Raw genomic sequence first — 23,515 nt, forward strand, 5'->3', positions numbered from 1 at the left:
AGGCGTTATGTTTTTTAATATGCTCGCGTTTGAGCTGCGCTACTTTGTGCGCCAGCCTTCGTTTTATGTGACGTCGTTAATCTTCTTTTTTATGGCGTTTTTTATAAGCTCCAGTAGTAAGTTTCCGCTAGGTGGGGCGAATGTTCATATGAACTCGCCTTTCTCTATTATGCTTTTAACCGTTACATTTTGTACACTCGCTATGTTTTTAGTGGTTAATTTTGTTGCCAGCTCCGCTATTCGCAACAGTGAAAGCAAAATGGATGAGCTGGTATTTAGTAAGCCCGTTGACCCTCTTGTTTATCAATCAGGACGTTTTTTTGGTGCTTACTTGGTTGTGCTAGTTGTTTTTTTAACTGTGCCATTAGGCGTGTTTTTGGGATCTCAATTTGGCTTGTTGGTTGGCTGGCTTGATAGTGAGCTAGTAGGCCCTAATAAGTTTATATATTACGCAGCGCCTTTTTTATATTTAGCAATACCCAGCTTACTGGTACTCAGTGCTATTTTTAATAGTGTGGCGGTCTATTTTAAAACCATGATGGCGGTATATGTAACGGCCGTAGTGATTTATATAACCTACCAATTGGCGAGTATCTATTTTGATGATTTAGCGTTTAGGAATATTGTTGTTTACGCAGATCCATTCGGCCTCGGTTCGTTAATTGACTTAACCCGTTACTGGACTGTAAGTGATAAAAATACCGAAGTGTTAACGCTCTCGGGCGATTTTTTAATTAACCGTATTTTATGGGTAGCAATAAGTTTAGCGATGTTTTTTGGCCTCGGAAAGTTAGGTAATCGCGTAGTAAGTAAAAAACAGAAAAAGCAATTTGCTGTCTCAACGTTTGTAAAAAATAAACAAGCAGCACTTATTAGCAGCGCTAAAAATTACAAGTCAAAAGGGGTAAATACGCAATCGCAATTAGTAATGCGCAGCTTATTTGAACTTAAGCAGGTTATATTAAGTGCCCCTTTTATGATTTTAGCGGGTGTCAGTATTACTATGTTACTCGCACCACTCTTTGCGCCTATTGGCGCGTATGGCACAACAGATTGGCCGCTTACACAAAACATGGTGGGCATTATTCAAAACTCCTCCGCTTTGTTTATGTTTATCATTATTGCTTATTACAGCGCAGAGCTGGTTTGGCGAGAACGCCACAGTGGTATGGGTGATATTGTTGACAGTTTCCCGGTGCATAACAGTGTGTTTTGGGTATCTAAAATTATTGCGTTAATCACTGCAGTTTGTGGTCTTTATTTAGTAGGCATGATGTTTACCATTGCAGTGCAACTGTTTAAGGGGCAATTTAACCTAGAGCTTGGCCAGTACTTATTTAGGTTGGGTTACCTTACATTACTGCCTTTTATTATGATGGCTATATTGGCGTTCTTTTTACAAATAATTAGCCCTAATAAATACATAGGTATGGGTTTATTTATTTTGTATTACATTGCTCAAATGGTAATGGGTGCTTACGGGTTTGAGCATCATATGTATCATTTTTCGCAAAGCAGTAGCGTACCGTATTCAGATATAAACGGTTACGGGCATTTTTTACAAGGCGCGCATTGGTATACCCTATATTGGGGGGCATTGAGTGTGTTTTTAGCTATTGTAGGGTTTGCTTTATGGCATCGCGGCCCGTCGCAAACATTGCGTACTCGTTTATCTTTAGTACGTTACAACATGTCTTTAAAAGGCCAGATTGCAGCCGTTATAAGTTTATTGGTATTTGTGGGCGCGGGTTATAACATTTATTACAACACCCGTGTAATCAACGAGTTTGTAACAAGTGATGATAGCGAAGCGCTACAAGTAAGGTATGAGCAAGAGTTTTCACGATACAAAGACTTGCCACTGCCTATAATAACTGATGTTGATTTAAACATTGATATTTATCCTAAAAAGCGTGCTTTAAATGCCGTGGCTAAAATTAAGTTTACCAATACCGCAAACGAGCCAATAACCCGTGTGTTAATCAACGAGCCTAGCCAATCTAAAAGCTGGGATGTAAAAATGGCGGGCGGAAAAATAGTAGAGCGTTTAACCGATTTTGGCATGGTATGGTTTGAGTTTGAACAACCGCTAATGCCTAATGAAGTACGCGAAGGTGAGCTTTCAGTTTCTCGTGAACACGACGGTTTTGTTGATAGAAGATCTGATACTCAACTCGTGCACAACGGGACATTTGTAAATAATGGAGAATTATTACCAAATTTTGGTTATCAAAAGTATATTCAAATTGCCGATAAGTATGAGCGCCGCAAGCACGATTTACCTGAACTTGAGCGCGCACATAAACTAGAAGACAGCCGATATTATACGCAAAATGAGTTTGGGCCTGCTAATGGCTTTATAAACTATAAGGCAACGGTAACCACCGATGAGTCACAATTTGCTATTACACCAGGTTACTTAAAAAGTGAGAGTGTAAAAGACGGGCGCCGTACTTTTGTTTATGAAATGGATGCGCCTATTTTAAACTTTTACTCTGTGCTTTCGGCAGAGCTTGAAAGTAAAAAAGTTGAGCATAACGGTGTAAATATTGAGGTGTACTACCACAAAGATCATGCATGGAATGTTGACCGCATGATTGAGTCAGTTCAAGACTCAATAGATTACTACACGCAAGCCTTTGGCCCGTATCAGCATAAGCAGTTACGTATTATTGAATTTCCTAAGTATCGCTCGTTTGCGCAAAGTTTTGCCAATACGGTGCCTTACTCTGAAAGTATTGGTTTTATTACAGACCTAAGAGATGAGAATAAAGTTGACCTACCTTACTATGTAACCGCACATGAAGTTGCGCACCAATGGTGGGGGCATCAAGTTTCGGGGGCCAATGTAGAGGGCAGTGCTGTTATTTCTGAAACACTTTCGCAATACAGTGCGCTAATGGTGCTAAAAAAACGCTTTGGCGCCGAGAAGCTTCGTAAATTCTTAAAGTACGAGCTAGATAAATACTTAATGGGCCGTACAGGTGAAGCCTTTGAAGAAATGCCGCTATATAAAACGCAGGGTCAGCTGTATCTTCACTATAATAAAGGCTCAGTTGCGATGATGGCTTTGTATGACCGCTTAGGCGAAAAACGCTTAAATGCCGCACTTAAAGCATTTTTGAATGAGTTTAAATACCAATCAACGCCATACCCAACCACACTTGATTTACTCAGTTATTTAAAGCGAGATGCAACACAAGCTGAACAACGTTTTATTGATGATCAGTTTAAATATATAACGCTTTATGAGCTTGAAATGAAAGAAGTGTCGGTTACAGATGATGTTGATAGCGAAGGTTTTTATAAGGTAACACTGAGCGTTGAAGCAACTAAGCAGCATGCCGATGGCCAAGGTGAAGAAACTGAACAACCACTCGATGAGCTAATTGATATTGCATTATTTAGCGATGATCCTGAAAACTTACTCGCTGAAGACTTTGTCATTTATTCGCAAAAGCATCAAATAGTGTCTGGTACCAATACTATTGAGCTAAAAGTAAAAGAAAAACCATTATTTGCGGGGGTAGATCCTTACATTAAGCTGGTCGACAAAGACAGTAAAAATAATTTAGCTAAATTCTAACGTCTATTTATTTACTAACCACTTAAACTGACTACTTTAAAGGCCGCATTTATGCGGCCTTTATGTGTAATAAACTGTATAAAACTTCATAGCGTTTCTACATATTCCCCACAGCTTTTTACGCTAATATTTTATGTTCTCTTATAAAGTTACCTTACTGGTATTTAGTTTATAAGGAAGAGTATGAAACCATTAATTATAGGGGCGATAGCATTAAGCCTCAGTGCTTGTTCTGCGGTAACCATTCAGCCACAAGCTATCGCAAAAATTACAAGTAAAGCGACCTACGAGGATAGCCGCCCATTTTATTTATGGGGATTAGTGGGTGAGCAGCGGGTAGATGTAAAACAAGTTTGCTTAGATACACCGGTTATTCAAATGCAGTCACAGCAAACGTTTAGTGATGGAGCGCTGAGTTTAATTACGCTTGGAATATACTCGCCCCATACCATTAAAGTGTGGTGCCAAGAGCAAGTACTAGGGGAGACATTATGAGCATCAAGTTATTTGCAGCCGGTTGCACACTAATTATTTTAACTGGATGTACAAATATTTACTTTGATAACGGTATGCAGAGCAAAGTAAGCAATAAAGCACTAAAAAGTTCACAGTGGCATCATAATTTTGCACTTGCGTTGTACGAGGGAACAGAGCCGTTAGATTTAACAACACATTGCCCACAAGGGGAGTGGCAAAGCGTTCATACGTATAAATCGTTTACTAATGGTTTAGCTGAGGTGGTTGTGAATCAAATCGGCCCAGCTTGGTACCCTAAAACAGTAGAAGTACAATGTAATAAGGTACCATTTAAAGCTGAGTAATTATTATCACTATCACTCGTAACGTAGTGCATCTATAGGGTTTAGTCTTGCTGCTTTAATTGCGGGGGCTAAACCAAATATAATTCCAATCATTGATGTAAATCCGAACGATAGTATTACAGCCCATGCTGGTATATATGCATCAGGCATACTCGGGACTAAGAATGAAATTAGCCCTGCGGCGCCATACCCTATAATGAGTCCTATTAAGCCACCAAAGAGTGAAAGCACAACGGCTTCAACTAAAAACTGCAGCATAATAAAGCCAGGCGTTGCGCCTAGTGCTTTTAATGTACCAATAACGCGTGTGCGTTCAGTTACCGACACGAGCATTATATTCATAACACCAATACCGCCAACGAGTAAGCTAATGCCAACAATACCTGCAGTAATAGCGGTAGCACTGCTGGTAAATTTATCTATTTGGGCACGAGATTTTTCAGCGGTTTCAAATTCAAAGTCGTTTTCATCTTTCTCTTTTAGTTTATGTAGTTGGCGTAATACACGGGTTATTTTTGCAAGCACTTGTTCTTCGTTAGTACCTTCATTTAACCTAAACATAATTTGCACATTAGTTTGTGTACTTCCGCCTTCTAAAGCACTCATAGTACTAATTGGAATATTAATGTAATCGTCTTGGTCAAAGCCAAATAAGCTACCTTGTTTTTCAGCAACACCAATAATCCTAAACCATTCACCACCTAGTTTTATATATTCACCTACTGGGTTTTCAGGAAGGTTTAGCTTTTCTATGATTGAAGGGCCGATAAATGCGACTCTTCTACGTTTATCATCATCTTCGGCACGAATAAAGCGGCCAAGTTCAGGGTAAGTACGATACGCTTTTTGATAGTCTTGCTCAGTACCTATTACACGCGATGAATGGCTTTTATTTCCATACTCAGCCCCTCCCGAAAAACGCCAGGTAAACATTAGGGCAGTTAGCGTTTCAGCTTCTTTTATACGCGACTTTAAAGCTAAAAAATCGTCGTAGGTAAGCTTGGCATTTTTACCAACCATTTCGAGTTCAATACTGGTGTAAGGCTTTATTGTTGTTACATCTGGCGACATATCAGCAAATTGATCATTTATTTGCTTTGTAAAACCCTGCATTACTGCAACGACAGTAACTACGGCGGCAACACCAATAATAATGCCCAAACAGGTCAGTGCGCTGCGCATTGCATTAGCTTTAATAGCTGAAAAAGCGGCTTTAGTGCCTTCCATTATCGCAAGAGCTGATTTAAACATGCTGCTTGATTCCTTCATCTTTAGTTACATCACTTACCACTTTACCGTCGACTAAACGAATTACGCGTTGGCAATGATCGGCAATTTCTTGCTCATGTGTTACTAAAATAATAGTGTGACCTTCGTTATGCAGCTCATCAAACAAATCCATAATTTCGCGGGTCGTTTTACTATCAAGATTACCTGTGGGTTCATCTCCTAATAATATATGTGGTTTTGTGACTAAAGCGCGGGCAATAGCAACCCGTTGACGTTGCCCGCCCGATAGCTGGCTAGATAAATGATTAACTTTATCACCGAGACCTACCCGTTTTAGTGCTTCTAGGGCTTGTTGCTTGCGCTGTTTGCTAGGGATAAAGCGATACACTAAAGGCTGCATTACATTTTCTAGTGCGGTTGCACGTGGTATTAAATTAAAGCTTTGAAATATAAACCCAACGCTTTCATTACGCTGATGAGCAAGCTCTGTCTCGGTCATACTTTTTACTAGTTTGTCTTTTAAGTAGTATTCGCCACTGGTGGGTGTATCTAAACAACCTAGTAAGTTCATTAAGGTCGACTTGCCTGAACCAGAAGGTCCTATAATCGCCACGTACTCGTTTTGCATTATATGTACGTTTACATCATCAAGTGCTTTAAATACCTCTGAGCCCATTTTGTATTGTTTATTAATATGCTCAAGTTTGATTACCGCAGACATTAAGCTTCTTCCTTGTCTGCATCTGACTTAAGTTTTACCACATCACCTTCAGTCAAAAGACTTACTGGGCGCGCAGGACCAATAACAATGTTGTCGCCTTCATTTAAGCCGTCAGTAATTGCTTGCTCTATATCAGATGATATTCCAACAGTTATGGCAATTTTGCTAACTGTATTATCACTATTTAGTCGCCATACAAATGTTTTATCGTCTTCTTTATGGATTGCTTCTATTGGAAGTTTTAAACCATTTTCGGCAATACTTGTTGCGATCTCTGCTCTACAACTCATTCCTGCATATAGCTGGCGCTCAGTAGTATCGAGTAATACTTTTACTTTAAACGATAAACCTTGAGAGCCGGCTTGGTTTTTAGCTGAAGTACCAATATTGATTACTGTGCCACTAAATGGTTTATTAGGGTATGCGGCCGCATAAATATTCGCTTTTTGGTTAAGCTTAATACTCGCAATGTCAGTTTCATCCACACGTAGCTCGGCTAAAATAGCGCTTGGGTCTGCTACTAGCATTAAATCAGAGCCAATAATATTAGTAGTACCGGCTATAACGGTTTCACCTTCTTTAATATTTACAGATGCAAGCAAGCCGCTCATTGGAGCTCTAAATACACTTTTACTTAAGCGATCTTGCGCAATTTGTAGTGACGCTTGTGCTTGGTTGTACGACTCTATTCGTGATTCAATATCGATTTTAGCTAGATCGCGTGCGCTTTCAATGTTCTCATAGCTTTCTTGATTACCTAAACCTACATCGTATAAGTCTTTTTGTCTTGTAAGTTGTCGCTCTAGATTGGTCAGGCGTGTTCTACTATGTTTAATTTCAATCTCTGTGGCGCGAAGGATTGCTTTACTACGGGTAACTTCTGATTCAAAAGCAGTTGTATCAAGGCGCATTAACATATCGCCTTGTTTAACTCCTTGGCCTTCTTGAACAAATATTTTATCCACTCGGCCTGTCACTTCAGAGCGTAATTGCACTTGTGTATTAAAAACTAAATTACCTGAAGCCATTATTGAGTCAGCAATGTCGCCAAGCTCTACTTGAGCAATATTTACTTCGGCTTGTTTTTCATCGCCAGAAATTTGCTTTGACACAATTAGGGCTATAAATGCGCCTACAGCGAGTGTGATGATTATTGCTTTTTTCATTTTATCTATCCGTGAATTAAGTAATGTGGAGCTAGTATCTACCTCCACTTAAGAGTTAACTTGCTGCAATGATTGCCCAAATACCAAAAATAATAATTGAAGGAAGAGCAGAGAATAGGAGTGCTTTGTTAGTTGAAAAATTAGTCCAGCATTTTAAGCCGATCATTCCCAGCGCAATGCTCCAAAAGCTAAACAAGTTTATTGATTCTAATAAGCTATAAAAAGGATGGCCAATTTCAAGTCCTATTATTAATTGGTTAATGGATGCATAGCTAAATACGGCTTGTTGAGATATTTGATCTGTACTTGCACTTAGTACAAGAGCAATTGTTCCTAGGCTTGAAATAACAACTGGCATCATTGTCCAGGTAGAGAATCCATACCAAGCTCCGTAGCTATGTTCTGATGCAGGATCCTGTTTAGCCACAAGCATATAATAAAGTGCCATTAATGCATTCATGATAGCCAGCGCAATTACGCCGCCAAACAAACCAAACCATACTTGGCCTTCTGCATTTTGCTCTATACTTTGGCGAATCATTTTTTGCTCGCCAATCGTCGCATCAATAGTTGATGCTGCTACTTGCTCATTAATCAAAAACTGCATATCAACAGTGGAATAAAAAATATAAATACTCGCCATTGAAACTAAAGACATGACTATAAAAGCAAGCCATGACCAACCTCTGGCGTGTTCAACACCATTGAAAGCTTTACTAGGACTTATATAAATATCGAGTAGGGCGCTAAACGCGTTAGGTGATTTCATTATTATTCCTTTATACCTATTTTATGGCTAGGCAGTTATAAATGCCCAGTGACTAGGTAATAGAATAAAGGAAAATGTATGTATTGTTTTTATTCAATTGTAACGGTTTGTTAACAGGTGTGAAGGGGCTTGTTCAAAAATAAGAAAAGGGCCAAAAGGCCCTTCGTGTTGCAGCAAGTAACACATTCTTTCTTATAAATTAAAGTCTACAGAATAAGCAACGTAAGCTTTAATATCTGAGTCATCCATATCTGTATCAGATAAACCAAAAGTGAACCCATCTTTCGAAATTGATACACCGTAATCTAAGATATTATCATCGCCAATAAAGTCACCAGAGTAGTGGCCTAAGTGAAGTGCCATTTCAGTGCCGTTACTGCCAACAGCAAAACCGTAGTCAGCTGTCAGGTAAAGTGAATCACCAAAGTCTGTACCATCACCACTTGCAGCTGATGTTGCTAGTACTGAAGCACCAAAGGTAAAGCCTTCAACACTGATGCTACCGTAAATTTCAGAGAAATCTGCGTCAGCTTCAGAAGCGGCATCTGGGTAAGCGTAATAAATATAGCCAACATCATAGCTAACGCTTTCGTTAATGTCGCCACCAAAGCCTGCATATAAATCAAGCTCATAGGTCATTTCATCTGCCCACGATGCATTTGAAGCCCAAGTACCTGCATAAAAGCCCGATTCATTAGCATAATCAATACCGCCTGAAATAGCTGCATCGCCCCCAGTTTGCTCTTGACCACGCCATAAGTAGTTTGATGTTGCCGCTGCGTTTGCTGTTACTTCAGCATGTACGGCTGTTGACGTTAAAGATGTTGCGCCCATTAATGCTATAGCACTGATAGCGATTGTTTTTTTTAGTTTTAGCATGTCCATTTCCCGTTATATGATTTTTGCTCGCCAAGGTTTTTATTATGTAATCGGAACCTTTAGGCTGACGGCTTTTTATTGTTTAACTAACGGGATAATTGCACTGTATGTGCCAGCTTCATTATTTTTTATTAAAAATTATTTTTTATTTATTAAAAACATGAGCTTGAATTTTATGAATAGGATGGGGGGATAATATGAAGGAAGATATTGCGCACATTGCTGGTGCATAAATTAACCTAGCCGCACCATAAAAGTACGGCTAAATTAGAAGATTTTAACCGAATATAGTGCGCATAAGGCTAATTGTTTCGTTTACGCTGCGACCTTTTTGTACTTCACTCACAATTGAATCACGTTTACTGCGAATATGCTCAGGAATATCGTCAGCAGCAAGTGCACGGTCTACTAATATTTCTGCAGACTCTTTACCTCTACGCTGAGTTTTACCTGTAGTAGTTGTAGTACGTTTAGGCTTGGTTAGCAGTTTAATGTAGTTAGAGTTATCTGGTGTTTTAGCATCAGCGTAGTGAAAGAAACATGGAATTAATGCTTTAATAGCAACCAATTGTTCTTCTAACTCATTACTAGGTTTAGCCATTTTGTACCATGACATAGCTTGAATACCTTTTACGATATCTTGCCAGTAACGCTCAAAATCACTATTTTTAAGTTTAGAAACACCAAGGGCACCACATAATGCATCTAATCGATTATTTGTAATCGGAGTAAATAAATCAGGGCGACGCATTGCAAGCAGTCGTGTTGCAGGCGCAAGTGTTGGTTTTTCGTTGTTGTCGGTGAATATTTTTGAATAAGCAGCAACAAATTGTTGATATTCGTATTGAGTAATATCACCTTCAAGTGGAATATTCACTAGTGCATCGTCAAAAGCACCTGGTAAATCACCAAGCATTTGATGGAAGCTCTTTGCACTTTTTGTAGATGCAAACCATTCAACGTCAAAGTTGTATGTGCTTGGATCAAGTGATGCCATGTGCTTACCGCTAAACGTAAGTAAGTCTTCAGGAATCATATCTTTAAGAGACTGTTCACGAATGCTTTTGATGTAGTCTACCAAACGAAGCTGTTCATCAAGTGCAATAACATCTTTGTGTTGTTCTACAAATACACTTACAACAGGCCACGGAGCAATACGTAAAGTTTTAACCTGTAAAAAGCTGATAGCTGAAATAAGCTGATCGTGTAGCTTCTTAAGTACTGGTAACTGCTGTGGCTCTAGTAAATCGTAGTTCATACGATCTCTGCTTGCACTTAGCAATTCGTAACACCAAGGTAAAAAATCATCAGGGTGGTTTTCTACTTTCACGGCCATAAGGTTAAGGCTTAACTCTGAAGATTGCTTCAGAATGTTCTGATAGATTTGATTTTCTTGTTCGCCTAGCGTCATTTTTGACGGTGAAATTAGCAGTTTTTTCATGCCTTGTAGAATCTCCGGTTTAGATATATATTTTTTTGCTGGTCTATTTTAGCGCAATTACGCTAATAACAACAGCGCTGTCCTCCATACGTTGCAATTGAAGTGACTAAATCAGTATTTTTGCTAATAAAATGAGACTAATGCTTTAACATGTATCAATCATTTTCATCCAGTACAAAGAGACTTTCGACTGAGGTATTAAAATGCTTTGCTATTTTTAGAGCAATTATTACCGACGGCGTAAACCGGTTTGTTTCTACGGTACTTATTGTTTTGCGCGACACGTTAATAGCATCAGCAAGTTCTTGCTGTGAAAGCCTGGCTTCTTTTCGATACTTTGCTATGTTATTTTGCATTTCCTCTCCTAATCACGATTTTGCCAAAGCAATGAAGCGCCATATACCAAGAGCATGATACCTAGGTAGAATATTGCCATAGTTGCATGCGAGACCTCGCTAGCTATTTCATCACCTTTATAAAAAACTCCAAGAAGGCAAAATACAAATGCAAAACTTAAATGTTTATAGGCATTAGTATCAATGGTGTTTAGAAACTCATCTTTATAAGCGTATTGAAAATACATTTTTAACGGAAAGCCCCCTTTAATGAGGTAAATAATCACTATAACTACATAAAAAAAAACGCCCATTCCAACAGTTAAAAGCCCTCCAATATGTTGATCTTGTTTTATTAGTGAGTAAACACAGAGAAGTAAACAAACTATCCCTGCGCTTAAACTAATCCATATGTTTTGACCCATAAATTGTTCTTCAGTTTTAATATCCTGTTGTTTCATAGTATTCATCCTGTGATAGTATTTTATTTTTTGTAACCTTTGGGTATCAATGTAACCTTGGGGTATCATCGGGTCAATACTTATTTGTAACCTAAAGGTATCAAAATGTTTCAGGAAAGATTCATATAGAACAGGTAAAGTAGTTTTAGTGGCTTTTTTACATCAACTACAATGATTTTAAGGCTAACACTAGCTATGATAAGAACATTATTTGCACGTTTGAAAGGACGATCATGAAAACCTTACTTAAAATTGTAGGTGTAATACTTTTATTATGTATAGCACTAATTGTTGCCGCACCGTTTTTAATCCCTACTGATACTATTTTTAATAAAGTGTCGCAGCAGGTAGAACAAACAACTGGGCGCACTCTTACTATTAAAGGTGATAAAACACTTAGCGTATTCCCTGCATTAAAGTTAGAACTTAACGACGTGCATTTTGCAAATATGGAATCAGGTTCGCGCGCCGATATGGCGAGTATGAAACAGCTTGCTGTACACATACCTTGGTTTTCATTATTTGGTGGTGAGTTTAAATTAGATAAGTTTGTTATAAACGAACCAAATATCCTATTAGAAACTGACAAAAATGGTAAAGCTAATTGGCAGTTGTTTGATGCAGTTGCAGAACAACCTAAAGAGCAAAGCAAATCAGGTGAAGCGATAAAGCTTCCAGATAACTTTGATATTGAGTTAGGTGAGGTTGCTATTTATGGCGGCACATTTACTTATCTAGATGGTCTAACAGGTGCTAAGCAACAAATTAGTGATTTAGAACTCGCTATTTTACTTCCATCACTTCGTAAAACATTAGAAGTAAAAGGGGGTATTACTTATATGCAGGAGCGTTTTGAGCTTGATATAAAATTAGATACTCCTGCTAAAGCAATTGAAGGTGCTACTTTTAATGTTAAACAAACCTTAGATTCTCGTTTAGTTGATCTAACGTTCGAAGGGAGCATCGCTGGGCAAGGCCAAGATATTAAAGGTCAGTTAGCACTAAGTGGTGAGTCTGTTAAACGTATTGCGAAATGGCAAGGTGTAGAGTTAGACGCTAAAGATAATGCTTTTAACGCATTTAGTGTAAACGGTAAAATGCACCTAGCAGGTGAGAAATTTAATTTAGAAGATTTAGTTGCGACGTTAGACGCATTGGAAATAAAAGGTAAGAGCGAGCTTAACCTAGGTAAGCGTTTAACTGTAAATGCTGATATTGATTTAGGTATGCTTGATTTAAATCCGTACCTACCTGAAGCAGTAGCAAAACAAGAAGAGCCAGTAGAGCAAAATGATAAACCTGCAGAGCCAATAGTATGGGATGACACTAAAATTGATCTAAGTGCGTTAAATTCACTAGATGCGAATGTAGTTATTCGTTCAAGTGGATTAAAAGCTAACGATATTAAGTTGGGCGCAAATCAATTTACTGTTGCTTTAAAAAATAGCGTTGCAAAACTAAGCTTAGATAGCTTTTCTGCTTATGAAGGGTCAGGTAAAGGGGTTATCAATGTAAACGCACAACAAGTGCCTTATAAAATATCAACTAACTTTGACTTAGCTGGTATAGATGCACAGCCTTTATTAACTGATGCGGCAGGTTTTGACAAGCTAATGGGTAAGGGTTCTTTAAATTGGAACCTAAACACAACTGGCCAAAGTCAAAAGTCGTTTATTGGTGCGCTTAACGGAAAACTTGGATTTGAGTTTGCTGATGGGGCTGTAAAAGGTGCGAATATAGCTGAGATGGTTCGTAAAGGTAAGGAACTCATTTCAGGAAACTTTGGTGCAGCGTCTGAAGGGCTGGATACCGGATTTGAAGAATCTGAGCAAACAGATTTCTCTGCACTAACTGGTAGTTTTAATTTTACTAATGGTGTTGGTAAAAATACTGATTTATCACTTATTAGCCCACTCATAAGAATATCAGGTGAAGGCGATGTTGATTTACCGCAAACAGCGGTTAACTACCGTTTGGTTACAGGCATAGTTGGATCAATCGAAGGACAGGGAACCACTGATGACAGTACTGGTTTTAAAATACCACTACGTATAAAAGGGCCTTTCCACGATGTTGGTATAAAGCTTGATGTGGGTAATGCGCTTAAAGATGAAGCTAAACAAAAAGTCGATGAGGCAAAAGAAAAAGCCAAAGACAAAGCAAAGGATAAGATTAAAGATAAATTAAAAGGTTTATTCGGTTAATCATCTATAGTTAAAACAAACAAGGCACTTATATAGTGCCTTGTTTGTTTTGTAACCACCTGTAAAATAGCTACATAGCCGTAATTACTCAACTTTAATAACCGTACGCTCTAAATTAATTAAAAAATAACCTATCACTACCCCCTCAATGCTGGTACAATTGCCCGCCCTTAAGAGACAACTCGTTTGTTTTTTGATTGGGATTTAATCGAAATGTCTGATTTTCAAACGAATTTTAGACACGTTGTAATTACTACACCGGAGGTCATTAACATGATCCAAATGCAAACTCAGCTGGAAGTTGCTGATAACAGCGGCGCTCGCAAAGTGCAGTGTATAAAAGTCCTTGGTGGTTCACACCGTCGCTACGCAGCGATTGGCGACATCATTAAAGTTTCTGTAAAAGAAGCTATTCCTCGCGGTAAAGTGAAGAAAGGTGATGTTAAAAACGCGGTAGTTGTGCGTACCAGAAAAGGTGTTCGCCGTCCAGATGGTTCTCTGATCCGTTTTGACAGCAACGCGGCTGTTATCTTAAATGATAACTTGCAGCCAATTGGTACACGTATTTTCGGCCCTGTGACTCGCGAACTTCGTAATGATAAGTTCATGAAAATCGTTTCACTAGCCCCAGAAGTACTGTAAGGAGCCAATCATGGCAGCAAAAATACGTCGTGATGACGAAGTAATCGTACTAGCAGGTAAAGACAAAGGTAAGCGCGGAAAAGTGCTTTCAGTTGTTACTGAATCTGGTCGAATCTTTGTCGAAGGCATAAACTTGATCAAGAAACACCAAAAGCCGGTTCCACAATTGAACCAAGCTGGCGGCATTGTTGAGAAAGAAGCATCTATGGATGCATCAAACGTTGCGATCTTCAACTCGGAAACGAGTAAAGCTGATCGTGTAGGTTTCAAGATTGAAGATGGTAAGAAATTACGTATCTTTAAATCTACTGGTAAAACTATCTAATAGTTGGAGTAGAATGATGGCGAAACTGCATGAAGTATATAAAGACAAAGTAGTTGCTGAACTTCAAGAGAAGTTTGGTTTCAGCTCTGTCATGCAAGTCCCTCAGATCGAAAAGATCACATTGAATATGGGCGTGGGCGAAGCCCTAGCTGACAAGAAGATTTTAGATAACGCAGTAGCGGATCTAGCAGCAATCTCTGGTCAGAAACCTCTAATCACTAAAGCACGCAAATCTGTTGCTGGCTTCAAAGTGCGTGAAGGTTACCCGATTGGTTGTAAAGTAACCCTACGCGGCGAGCGTATGTGGGACTTTTTTGAGCGTTTGGTATCAATCGCTATCCCACGTATTCGTGACTTCCGTGGCGTAAGTGCTAAGTCTTTTGATGGACGTGGCAACTACAGCATGGGCGTACGTGAACAAATCATCTTCCCAGAAATCGATTACGATAAAGTAGACCGTGTACGCGGTATGGATATTACTATCACTACTTCTGCGAAATCTGATGAGGAAGGCCGTGCGTTGTTAGAAGCGTTTAACTTCCCATTTAAGAAATAAGGGTAGGGTTATGGCAAAGAATTCTATGAAAGCGCGCGAAGCAAAGCGCACAAAACTAGTTGCTCAGTTCGCTGAAAAGCGCGCAGCACTAAAAGCTATCATCAGTGATGTTAATACATCTGAAGATGATCGTTGGGACGCGGTACTTAAGCTACAAGCTTTACCTCGTGATTCTAGCCCTGCACGTCAACGTAATCGTTGTAACATTACGGGCCGCCCACATGGTTTCCTTCGCAAATTCGGCATGAGCCGTATTAAAGTTCGCGAAGCAGCTATGCGCGGTGAAATTCCTGGCCTTAAAAAGGCTAGCTGGTAATAGAATCATGGGAGTAAGACTATGAGCTTGCAAGATCCTATCGCGGATTTGTTTACACGAATTCGTAACGGTCAATCAGCGAAGAAAGTATCTGTAACGATGCCAACTTCAAAGCTGAAAGTAGCATTAGCTAAAGTACTAAAAGACGAAGGTTATATCGTAGATTTCGCCGTTAACGGTGAAACTAAACCTGAGCTTTCTATCGAGTTGAAGTACTTCGAAGGCAAAGCTGTAATTGAAAATATCCAGCGTGTAAGTCGCCCTGGTCTACGTATCTATAAGAAACGTGACCAATTACCTAAGGTAATGGGTGGTCTTGGTATCGCTATCGTATCAACTTCTAAAGGCCTAATGACAGACCGCACAGCACGTAGTGCTGGTGTTGGTGGTGAAATCATTGGTTTTGTAGCTTAATCGGAGGGGAACTATGTCTCGCATAGCAAAGGCACCAATTACTGTTCCTGCCGGTGTAGAAGTTACATTAAAAGGCCAGGAAATCACAGTTAAAGGCAAAAACGGTGAACTTACTCGTACTATCAACAACGCTGTTGAAGTACAAGTTAATGACAACGTTATTACTACTTTACCTCGTGATGGCGTAGCGAATGCATGGGCTCAAGCAGGTACTGCTCGCGCTCTAATCAACAACATGGTTGTTGGTACGCATGAAGGTTACGAGAAGAAACTTCAGTTAGTAGGCGTGGGTTACCGTGCTGCAGCTAAGGGTAAAACATTAGATTTAACTCTTGGCTTCTCACACCCAGTTAATTTCGCAGTTCCTGAAGGAATTACGATTGAAACTCCAAGCCAAACAGAAGTTCTAGTTAAGGGCGTAGACAAGCAGTTAGTTGGTCAAACAGCTGCTAACATTCGTGCATACCGTAAACCTGAGCCTTATAAAGGTAAGGGTGTTCGTTATTCAGATGAGAATGTACGCCGTAAAGAGGCTAAGAAGAAGTAAGGTAAGACGATGGATAAAAAAACAGCTCGTCTACGTCGTGCTAAACGCACTCGTAGAAATTATATTGAACAAGGCACAACGCGTCTTGTTATCCACCGCACGCCACGTCACATCTACGCTCAAGTTGTAAATGCTGAGGGTAATGTACTGGCTGCTGCTTCTACTGTTGAAAAGGCTATTAGCGAAACAGTTAAAGGCACCGGTAACGTTGAAGCTGCGCAAGCAGTTGGCAAAGCGGTTGCTGAACGTGCGGCTGACAAAGGCATCGAAAAGATTGCTTTTGATCGCAGTGGCTTTAAATATCACGGCCGTGTGAAGGCGCTAGCTGATGCTGCGCGTGAAGCCGGTTTGCAATTCTAGGAGTAGACTATGGCTAACGTAGAAGCAAAGCAACAACAGCCTGATCTAGCTGAAAAGCTAATCGCGGTGAACCGTGTGTCTAAAGTAGTTAAAGGTGGTCGTATCTTTAGCTTTACTGCACTAACTGTAGTTGGTGATGGCGCAGGTAAAGTAGGTTTTGGTTATGGTAAAGCACGTGAAGTTCCAGCTGCTATTCAAAAAGCAATGGAAAAAGCACGTCGTAACATGATCAACGTAGACCTAAATGGCAACACATTACAGCATCCTGTTAAGGGACGTCATGCTGGCTCACTAGTGTTCATGAAACCAGCATCTGAAGGTACTGGTATCATTGCAGGTGGTGCTATGCGTGCAGTACTTGAAGTGACTGGTGTGCAGAACGTACTTTCTAAATGTTACGGTTCTACTAACCCAATCAACGTGGTACGTGCAACGATTTCGGCTCTTGAGAATATGAATTCTCCACAGTCAATCGCTGCAAAACGTGGCCTTCGCGTAGACGAAATACTGGGGTAACCATGGCAAATCAAACTGTAAAAGTAACACAAGTAAAAAGCTCTATCGGTCGTTTACCGAAACATAAAGCTACATTACGCGGTCTTGGTTTACGTCGTATCAACCACACTGTTGAGTTAGAAGACACAGCATGTGTACGTGGTATGATAAACAAGGTTTCTTACATGGTTAAGGTAGAGGGTTAATTCGATGCATTTGAATACACTTTCACCTGCTGCAGGTTCAAAAACTGCTCCAAAACGTGTTGGTCGTGGTATCGGTTCTGGTCTAGGTAAGACTGGCGGTCGTGGTCACAAAGGTCAAAAATCACGTTCTGGCGGCAAAGTACGCGTTGGTTTTGAAGGCGGTCAAATGCCTATGCAACGTCGTCTACCTAAATTTGGTTTTACTTCTCGCAAATCTTTAGTATCTGCAGAAATAAACCTTTTTGAAATCGCTAAAGTTGAAGGCGATGTGGTAGACCTAAGCGCGTTACAAGCAGCTGGTCTAGTTAAAAAGAACGTTCTTTTCGTTAAAGTTGTTAAATCTGGCGAAGTTTCACGCGCTGTTACCGTTAAAGGCCTTAAAGCCTCTAAAGGTGCTCGCGAAGCTATTGAAGCTGCCGGAGGCAAGGTAGAAGACTAAGGAAGTACTAATGGCTAAACCAGGTCAAGATACACAAAGTGCACAAGGTGGACTTTCGGAATTGAAGCGCCGATTACTCTTCGTATTGGGTGCTATCATAATTTACCGTCTAGGTTCATTTGTGCCGATCCCTGGGATTGACGCCGCTGTACTTGCCGATTTCTTCGAGCAACAAAAGGGCACCATTGTTGAGATGTTCAACATGTTCAGTGGTGGTGCTCTTGAGCGAGCTTCAGTGTTAGCACTGGGTATTATGCCGTATATCTCGGCTTCGATTATTACGCAACTATTAACGCATATGTATCCTCCGTTTATAGAGCTTAAGAAAGAAGGTGAGCAAGGGCGTAAAAAAATTAGCCAGTACACACGCTATGGCACGCTTGTGCTAGCTACTATTCAATCAATCGGTATTGCTTCTAGCTTACCGGGCATGATGGAGGGGTTAGTTGTTAACCCTGGTATGGGTTTCTATTTCACCGCAGTGGTGAGTTTAGTTACTGGTACTATGTTCCTTATGTGGTTGGGTGAACAAATAACAGAGCGCGGTATCGGTAACGGTATCTCTGTTCTAATATTTGTTGGTATTGTAGCTAACTTGCCGTCTGCTATTGGTTCGACAGTCGAAATGGCGCGCCAAGGTGATTTGAATGTTTTTGTACTGTTGATGGTTGCGGTAATCGTATTCGCTGTTACTTATCTTGTAGTGTTTTTCGAACGTGGGCAACGTCGTATTGTTGTTAACTACGCGAAACGCCAACAAGGTCGTCAAGTATTTGCTGCCCAAAGCACGCATTTACCACTAAAAGTAAATATGGCGGGTGTTATTCCACCAATCTTCGCTAGCAGTATAATTCTGTTCCCTGGTACAATTGCCAGCTGGTTCGGCCAAGGTGAAGGTCCAGTCGCTGATGTATTACAAGCTGTTGCTACTACGTTGACCCCAGGTCAGCCGTTGTACTCGCTTGTTTTAGCTGCGGCTATTATCTTCTTCTGCTTTTTCTATACAGCGTTGGTGTTTAACCCACGTGAAACTGCAGATAACCTTAAGAAATCTGGCGCATTTATCCCAGGTATTCGTCCAGGTGAGCAGACATCTAAATACATTGATAAAGTGATGACACGCCTGACATTGGCAGGTGCTTTGTATATAACCTTTATCTGTCTGGTGCCTGAATTCATGACGATGGCGTGGCAAACGCCATTCTACTTCGGCGGTACATCAGTTTTGATTATCGTTGTAGTGATCATGGACTTTATGGCACAAGTACAGACTCACCTGATGTCTCATCAGTATGATTCTGTGCTGAAAAAAGCGAACCTTAAAGGCTACGGTCGATAAGGTCAGTTTACGGAGTTGAGCAATGAAAGTACGTGCTTCCGTTAAGAAAATATGCCGTAACTGTAAAGTTATTAAACGTGCTGGTGTAGTACGCGTAATTTGCAGTGAGCCTAAGCATAAGCAAAGGCAAGGTTAAGTAAACAGCGTGCAGGCTGAGTTTTCTCGGCCTGTGTTTTTAGTAGTAATTTGGTCTTCGTTTGAGTATCCTTACGGGCTTTTCAAACAGATGATTACCAAATTCGAATATAGGAGATGTGTTAGTGGCCCGTATTGCTGGCATTAACGTCCCTGATCATAAACATGCAGTTATTGGTTTAACAGCTATTTATGGCATAGGTAAGACTCGCTCTAAGGCTATCTTAGTAGCGACTGGTATCGCCGAAACCACAAAAATCGGTGAACTTTCAGACGAAATTCTTGACGTACTGCGTGATGCAGTTGGCAAGTACACTGTTGAAGGTGATCTTCGTCGTGAAGTTACTTTAAATATCAAGCGCCTTATGGACCTTGGTTGTTATCGTGGCCTACGTCACCGTCGCTCTTTACCACTACGTGGTCAAAGAACTAAGACTAACGCGCGCACCCGCAAGGGTCCTCGTAAGCCTATTAAGCGATAAGGGGATAGTATTATGGCTAAGACACCAATTCGTCGTAAAAAGGTTAAAAAACAAGTTGCTGATGGTATGGCTCATGTTCATGCGTCTTTCAACAACACTATTGTAACGATTACCGACCGTCAAGGTAATGCACTATCATGGGCTACTGCCGGTGGTTCAGGTTTCCGTGGTTCACGTAAATCTACACCATTTGCTGCTCAGGTTGCTGCAGAGCGTGCAGGTACTGCTGCTCAAGAATACGGTTTAAAAAATCTAGAAGTTTTCATCAAAGGTCCAGGTCCAGGTCGTGAATCTGCTGTACGTGCTTTGAATGCTGCTGGTTACCGTATTACCAACATAACTGACGTGACGCCAATACCACATAATGGTTGTCGTCCACCGAAGAAACGTCGCGTTTAACAATAGGTTAGGAGAAATAACATGGCAAGATATTTGGGCCCTAAGCTCAAGCTGAGTCGTCGTGAAGGTACTGACCTGTTCCTTAAGAGCGGCGTAAGAGCTATCGACTCTAAGTGTAAACTTGAGACTGCACCTGGTCAGCACGGCGCTCGTAAAGGTCGCTTATCTGATTACGGTTTACAATTACGTGAAAAGCAAAAAGTACGTCGTATCTACGGTGTATTAGAAAAGCAATTCCGTAACTACTACAAAGAAGCTGCTCGCCTTAAAGGCAACACAGGTGAAAACTTGTTACAGCTTTTAGAGCAACGTTTAGACAATGTTGTATATCGCATGGGTTTTGCTAGCACACGTGCTGAAGCACGCCAGTTAGTAAGCCATAAAGCGATTCTAGTTAATGGTCGTGTTGTGAACATTCCTTCATACGTAATTACTCCAGAAGATACTGTTGTAATCCGTGAGAAGTCTAAGACACAAGCACGTATCATCGCTGCTCTAGAGTTGGCTGAGCAACGTGAAAAGCCGACTTGGGTTGAAGTTGACGGTAAGAAACTGGAAGGCAGCTTCAAGCGCCTACCTGAGCGTTCAGATTTGTCTGCGGACATTAATGAACAACTAATCGTCGAACTTTACTCTAAGTAAAGTTAAGAGTTAAGAGAGGATAACATGCAGGGTTCTGTTACAGAATTTCTAAAACCAAGGTTAGTCGACATCGACGCTATCAACCCAACGCGTTCTAAAATAGTTTTAGAACCATTAGAGCGTGGCTTTGGTCATACTCTGGGTAATGCTTTACGCCGTATATTACTTTCATCTATGCCTGGATGTGCAGTAACTGAAGTTGAAATCGACGGTGTTTTACATGAGTACAGCGCGAAAGAAGGCGTTCAAGAAGACATCATTGAAATACTATTAAACCTTAAGGGTTTAGCAGTAACGTTAGAAGGCAAAGATGAAGTTTTTCTGACCCTGACTAAATCTGGTGTAGGCCCTGTTACTGCGGCTGATATTCAGCACGATGGCGATGTAACAATTGCTAATCCAGATCACGTTATTTGTAATTTAACTACAAATAACAGCGAGATCAGCATGCGTATTCGTGTTGAACGCGGTCGTGGTTATGTGCCGGCATCTAGTCGTTTATCCTCTGATGACGATGAGCGTCCAATTGGTAGATTGTTGCTTGATGCATCATTTAGCCCAGTTGAACGTATTGCGTACTCGGTTGAATCAGCTCGAGTTGAGCAACGTACAGATTTAGACAAGTTAATCATTGATATGGAAACAAACGGCACTTTAGATCCAGAAGAAGCGATCCGCCGTGCGTCTACTATCTTAGCTGAGCAATTAGATGCATTCGTAGATTTACGTGATGTAACTGAGCCAGAAGAGAAAGAAGAGAAGCCAGAATTCGATCCTATTCTACTTCGTCCAGTTGATGATCTTGAATTAACAGTACGCTCAGCAAATTGTTTGAAAGCCGAGCAAATTCAATATATCGGTGATTTAGTTCAGCGCACTGAAGTTGAGCTTCTTAAAACGCCTAATTTAGGTAAGAAGTCTCTAACTGAAATTAAAGACGTGCTAGCTTCACGTGGACTTTCTCTGGGCATGCGCCTAGAAAATTGGCCACCTGCAAGTTTAGCTGAATAATCTAAATCACTATATTAGTTTAGTTAGAAGGATAGGGTCATGCGCCATCGTAAGAGTGGTCGTCAATTAAACCGTAACAGTAGCCATCGTAAAGCGATGTTTAGCAATATGGCAGGTTCTTTGGTGAAACATGAAATCATCAAAACTACTTTGCCTAAAGCGAAAGAGTTACGTCGTGTAATTGAACCTTTAATCACACTGGCTAAGACTGACAGTGTAGCAAATCGCCGTTTAGCGTTTGCTCGCACGCGTGATAATGAAGTTGTTGGTAAGTTATTCAGTGAAATCGGTCCACGTAACGCGGATCGTCCAGGTGGTTACACTCGTATTCTTAAGTGTGGCTTCCGTACTGGTGATAATGCACCAATGGCTTATATTGAACTAGTTGGTCGCCCAGCGACTAGCGAAGCAGTTCAAGAAGACGCACAGTCTGCAGAGTAAGTCTTAAAGAAACCTAAAAGCCGAGCTTATGCTCGGCTTTTTCTTGTCTAAAATTTGTCAAACTATATGAACCAGTAATTACCTTCTATTGTGAGTACATACTGAATTGATAAGTTGTTTTGACAGCTGCTTTAATAGCTCTACCCAATTACTCTTCACTTACCATTCATTCAAAATAGCCTATCAGATTCTAGTCAAAGATCATTTCCACTATATATGTGATTTACAGCTATTAATAATACCGCTGCGAATTGAGCTACAAATAAAGCAAGCCTAACGAACTTTTTACTTATAGATCTGATTAGAAAATATAACGTGGTCTCTCTTATCTATAGACCGGTACTAAGAACCTCATAGTAAAGTTAACTATTATGGCCCATGCAAACTTCCTTCTTAAATATGTAAAACTATTATTAAATATAGCCTGATCAATCCAATTATCCGCTTTTGATTAATTTAAATGATTTATAGCAATACGACTCTTACTCTATTGGTTAGTTTTTCCACATAGGTGATCGAAATATATCTCTACCTGTTAGTAGTTATCATAATTTTCATTTCAAATAGCTATAAGAACCTATTAACATTGGTAGTTTAGTTGTGTTTTTGAGCGTTTAGCTCAAATACTCAGCGAACAGCACATTATTTCAAGTTTTCTTCAAAAAAGGGTTGATCTGTTTTCGGATCTCCCTATAATGCGACCCCACTGAGACGGGAAACGCCAACGCATAGCGAGGCACGAACAACTCAGGGTGTTAAGTAAAATTTAAGTTTGAATCTTTTTAGAAAGTTTAAACTTAAGTGTTGACAAAAAAATAGGAAAGCGTAATATGCGCAGCCCTAGCGAGATAAAGTTTAACTTTAACCGCAACGTTCTTTAACAATATAAAGCAATCATCTGTGTGGGCACTCGTACAGATTGAGTTCTAACAGCCAACCTACTTCGTTCTTTATTGAGCAAGTAGCGAGGCAAACAAATTAGAGTCTCAATTGAAAACTGAGTGACCAACAGAATAGTTATTTCGATAATTATTCGGCACAGTCAATTCAATATCGAAAGATATTAAAATAAATTCAGAATTCATTGAGCTGTCGAAAGACATAAAACTTTTTAATTGAAGAGTTTGATCATGGCTCAGATTGAACGCTGGCG

General features: G+C 40.2%; 29 protein-coding genes. 21 read left to right on the forward strand and 8 right to left on the reverse strand.

Features of this window, described 5'->3' with window-relative positions; all coding sequences use genetic code 11:
• The first annotated feature begins 7 nt into the window (after positions 1-7).
• The 3 genes from BW142_RS18055 to BW142_RS18065 all read left to right on the forward strand — a co-directional run bounded on the left by BW142_RS18055 (position 8) and on the right by BW142_RS18065 (position 4,407).
• A complete protein-coding gene (locus tag BW142_RS18055) occupies positions 8-3,586 on the forward strand; it encodes a M1 family aminopeptidase (RefSeq protein WP_076925844.1) in 3,579 nt (1,192 codons plus the stop codon).
• Positions 3,587-3,769: 183 nt separating this feature from the next.
• Positions 3,770-4,081 (forward strand): Bor family protein, encoded by a 312-nt coding sequence (locus BW142_RS18060; RefSeq protein ID WP_024599488.1) that lies wholly within the window; start codon positions 3,770-3,772, stop codon positions 4,079-4,081.
• Positions 4,078-4,407, forward strand: a complete 330-nt coding sequence (locus tag BW142_RS18065) for a hypothetical protein (protein WP_076925845.1) — start codon at positions 4,078-4,080, stop codon at positions 4,405-4,407. The genes BW142_RS18060 and BW142_RS18065 overlap by 4 nt, the downstream gene beginning before the upstream one ends.
• Before the next feature lie 12 nt (positions 4,408-4,419).
• On the opposite strand, the gene BW142_RS18070 is transcribed toward BW142_RS18065, so the two are convergent.
• From BW142_RS18070 to BW142_RS18110, 8 genes are all read right to left on the reverse strand, one after another.
• Positions 4,420-5,658, reverse strand: coding sequence for an ABC transporter permease (locus BW142_RS18070; protein WP_076925846.1), 1,239 nt, complete (start codon positions 5,656-5,658; stop codon positions 4,420-4,422).
• Positions 5,651-6,358: an ABC transporter ATP-binding protein gene (locus BW142_RS18075; RefSeq protein WP_024599491.1), complete on the reverse strand. Its 708-nt coding sequence runs from the start codon at positions 6,356-6,358 to the stop codon at positions 5,651-5,653. Before BW142_RS18075 ends, BW142_RS18070 begins: the two co-directional genes overlap by 8 nt.
• Positions 6,358-7,524 carry an efflux RND transporter periplasmic adaptor subunit gene (locus BW142_RS18080; protein ID WP_076925847.1) on the reverse strand — a complete coding sequence of 389 codons (1,167 nt, stop codon included), beginning with the start codon at positions 7,522-7,524 and terminating at the stop codon, positions 6,358-6,360. The genes BW142_RS18075 and BW142_RS18080 overlap by 1 nt, the downstream gene beginning before the upstream one ends.
• Positions 7,525-7,579: 55 nt before the next feature.
• On the reverse strand, positions 7,580-8,293 hold the full coding sequence (locus tag BW142_RS18085) for a YIP1 family protein (protein ID WP_076925848.1): 714 nt from the start codon (positions 8,291-8,293) through the stop codon (positions 7,580-7,582).
• Between the two features lie 192 nt (positions 8,294-8,485).
• Positions 8,486-9,172 (reverse strand): TorF family putative porin, encoded by a 687-nt coding sequence (locus BW142_RS18090; RefSeq protein ID WP_024591363.1) that lies wholly within the window; start codon positions 9,170-9,172, stop codon positions 8,486-8,488.
• A gap of 277 nt (positions 9,173-9,449) precedes the next feature.
• Positions 9,450-10,613, reverse strand: a complete 1,164-nt coding sequence (locus tag BW142_RS18100; protein ID WP_076925849.1) for a hypothetical protein — start codon at positions 10,611-10,613, stop codon at positions 9,450-9,452.
• Between the two features lie 155 nt (positions 10,614-10,768).
• Positions 10,769-10,969, reverse strand: a complete 201-nt coding sequence (locus BW142_RS18105) for a helix-turn-helix transcriptional regulator (protein WP_024599496.1) — start codon at positions 10,967-10,969, stop codon at positions 10,769-10,771.
• A gap of 8 nt (positions 10,970-10,977) precedes the next feature.
• Positions 10,978-11,409, reverse strand: a complete 432-nt coding sequence (locus BW142_RS18110) for a hypothetical protein (protein ID WP_076925855.1) — start codon at positions 11,407-11,409, stop codon at positions 10,978-10,980.
• A 233-nt stretch (positions 11,410-11,642) separates the two neighbouring features.
• On the opposite strand from BW142_RS18110, the gene BW142_RS18115 reads away from it, so the two are divergent.
• The 18 genes from BW142_RS18115 to rplQ all read left to right on the forward strand — a co-directional run bounded on the left by BW142_RS18115 (position 11,643) and on the right by rplQ (position 22,362).
• Positions 11,643-13,613, forward strand: a complete 1,971-nt coding sequence (locus tag BW142_RS18115; RefSeq protein ID WP_076925850.1) for an AsmA family protein — start codon at positions 11,643-11,645, stop codon at positions 13,611-13,613.
• 273 nt (positions 13,614-13,886) lie between these two features.
• Positions 13,887-14,255, forward strand: a complete 369-nt coding sequence (gene rplN / locus BW142_RS18120; RefSeq protein WP_002959498.1) for a 50S ribosomal protein L14 — start codon at positions 13,887-13,889, stop codon at positions 14,253-14,255.
• 10 nt (positions 14,256-14,265) lie between these two features.
• On the forward strand, positions 14,266-14,580 hold the full coding sequence (rplX, locus tag BW142_RS18125; RefSeq protein WP_002959496.1) for a 50S ribosomal protein L24: 315 nt from the start codon (positions 14,266-14,268) through the stop codon (positions 14,578-14,580).
• Positions 14,581-14,596: 16 nt separating this feature from the next.
• Complete coding sequence (gene rplE, locus BW142_RS18130; protein ID WP_010554915.1) at positions 14,597-15,136, forward strand: 50S ribosomal protein L5; 540 nt, start codon at positions 14,597-14,599, stop codon at positions 15,134-15,136.
• A gap of 10 nt (positions 15,137-15,146) precedes the next feature.
• Entirely contained in the window at positions 15,147-15,452 is a 306-nt protein-coding gene (gene rpsN / locus BW142_RS18135; RefSeq protein ID WP_010554914.1) for a 30S ribosomal protein S14, read from the forward strand.
• Between the two features lie 21 nt (positions 15,453-15,473).
• Positions 15,474-15,866 (forward strand): 30S ribosomal protein S8, encoded by a 393-nt coding sequence (rpsH, locus tag BW142_RS18140; RefSeq protein WP_007584660.1) that lies wholly within the window; start codon positions 15,474-15,476, stop codon positions 15,864-15,866.
• 13 nt (positions 15,867-15,879) lie between these two features.
• Positions 15,880-16,413 (forward strand): 50S ribosomal protein L6, encoded by a 534-nt coding sequence (gene rplF, locus BW142_RS18145; RefSeq protein WP_002959488.1) that lies wholly within the window; start codon positions 15,880-15,882, stop codon positions 16,411-16,413.
• Between the two features lie 9 nt (positions 16,414-16,422).
• The gene (gene rplR, locus BW142_RS18150; protein ID WP_002959486.1) at positions 16,423-16,773 is read left to right on the forward strand and encodes a 50S ribosomal protein L18; all 351 of its coding nucleotides are present in this window, start codon (positions 16,423-16,425) and stop codon (positions 16,771-16,773) included.
• Between the two features lie 9 nt (positions 16,774-16,782).
• The gene (gene rpsE / locus BW142_RS18155) at positions 16,783-17,289 is read left to right on the forward strand and encodes a 30S ribosomal protein S5 (RefSeq protein WP_002959485.1); all 507 of its coding nucleotides are present in this window, start codon (positions 16,783-16,785) and stop codon (positions 17,287-17,289) included.
• A gap of 2 nt (positions 17,290-17,291) precedes the next feature.
• Positions 17,292-17,474 carry a 50S ribosomal protein L30 gene (gene rpmD, locus BW142_RS18160; RefSeq protein WP_002959482.1) on the forward strand — a complete coding sequence of 61 codons (183 nt, stop codon included), beginning with the start codon at positions 17,292-17,294 and terminating at the stop codon, positions 17,472-17,474.
• A gap of 4 nt (positions 17,475-17,478) precedes the next feature.
• On the forward strand, positions 17,479-17,913 hold the full coding sequence (gene rplO / locus BW142_RS18165) for a 50S ribosomal protein L15 (RefSeq protein WP_002959480.1): 435 nt from the start codon (positions 17,479-17,481) through the stop codon (positions 17,911-17,913).
• 10 nt (positions 17,914-17,923) lie between these two features.
• On the forward strand, positions 17,924-19,252 hold the full coding sequence (gene secY / locus BW142_RS18170) for a preprotein translocase subunit SecY (protein ID WP_024599499.1): 1,329 nt from the start codon (positions 17,924-17,926) through the stop codon (positions 19,250-19,252).
• Between the two features lie 22 nt (positions 19,253-19,274).
• The gene (rpmJ, locus tag BW142_RS18175) at positions 19,275-19,388 is read left to right on the forward strand and encodes a 50S ribosomal protein L36 (protein WP_002959476.1); all 114 of its coding nucleotides are present in this window, start codon (positions 19,275-19,277) and stop codon (positions 19,386-19,388) included.
• Between the two features lie 124 nt (positions 19,389-19,512).
• A complete protein-coding gene (rpsM, locus tag BW142_RS18180) occupies positions 19,513-19,869 on the forward strand; it encodes a 30S ribosomal protein S13 (protein ID WP_007584664.1) in 357 nt (118 codons plus the stop codon).
• 12 nt (positions 19,870-19,881) lie between these two features.
• Positions 19,882-20,268, forward strand: coding sequence for a 30S ribosomal protein S11 (gene rpsK, locus BW142_RS18185; RefSeq protein ID WP_002959471.1), 387 nt, complete (start codon positions 19,882-19,884; stop codon positions 20,266-20,268).
• Between the two features lie 21 nt (positions 20,269-20,289).
• Positions 20,290-20,910: a 30S ribosomal protein S4 gene (gene rpsD, locus BW142_RS18190; RefSeq protein ID WP_002959461.1), complete on the forward strand. Its 621-nt coding sequence runs from the start codon at positions 20,290-20,292 to the stop codon at positions 20,908-20,910.
• Positions 20,911-20,934: 24 nt separating this feature from the next.
• A complete protein-coding gene (gene rpoA, locus BW142_RS18195; protein WP_002959452.1) occupies positions 20,935-21,921 on the forward strand; it encodes a DNA-directed RNA polymerase subunit alpha in 987 nt (328 codons plus the stop codon).
• A gap of 39 nt (positions 21,922-21,960) precedes the next feature.
• Positions 21,961-22,362: a 50S ribosomal protein L17 gene (gene rplQ / locus BW142_RS18200; RefSeq protein WP_002959450.1), complete on the forward strand. Its 402-nt coding sequence runs from the start codon at positions 21,961-21,963 to the stop codon at positions 22,360-22,362.
• Positions 22,363-23,515 lie beyond the last annotated feature (1,153 nt).

It is taken from the genome of Pseudoalteromonas sp. EB27 (genome assembly GCF_001974875.1).
Classification (GTDB): Bacteria; Pseudomonadota; Gammaproteobacteria; order Enterobacterales; family Alteromonadaceae; genus Pseudoalteromonas.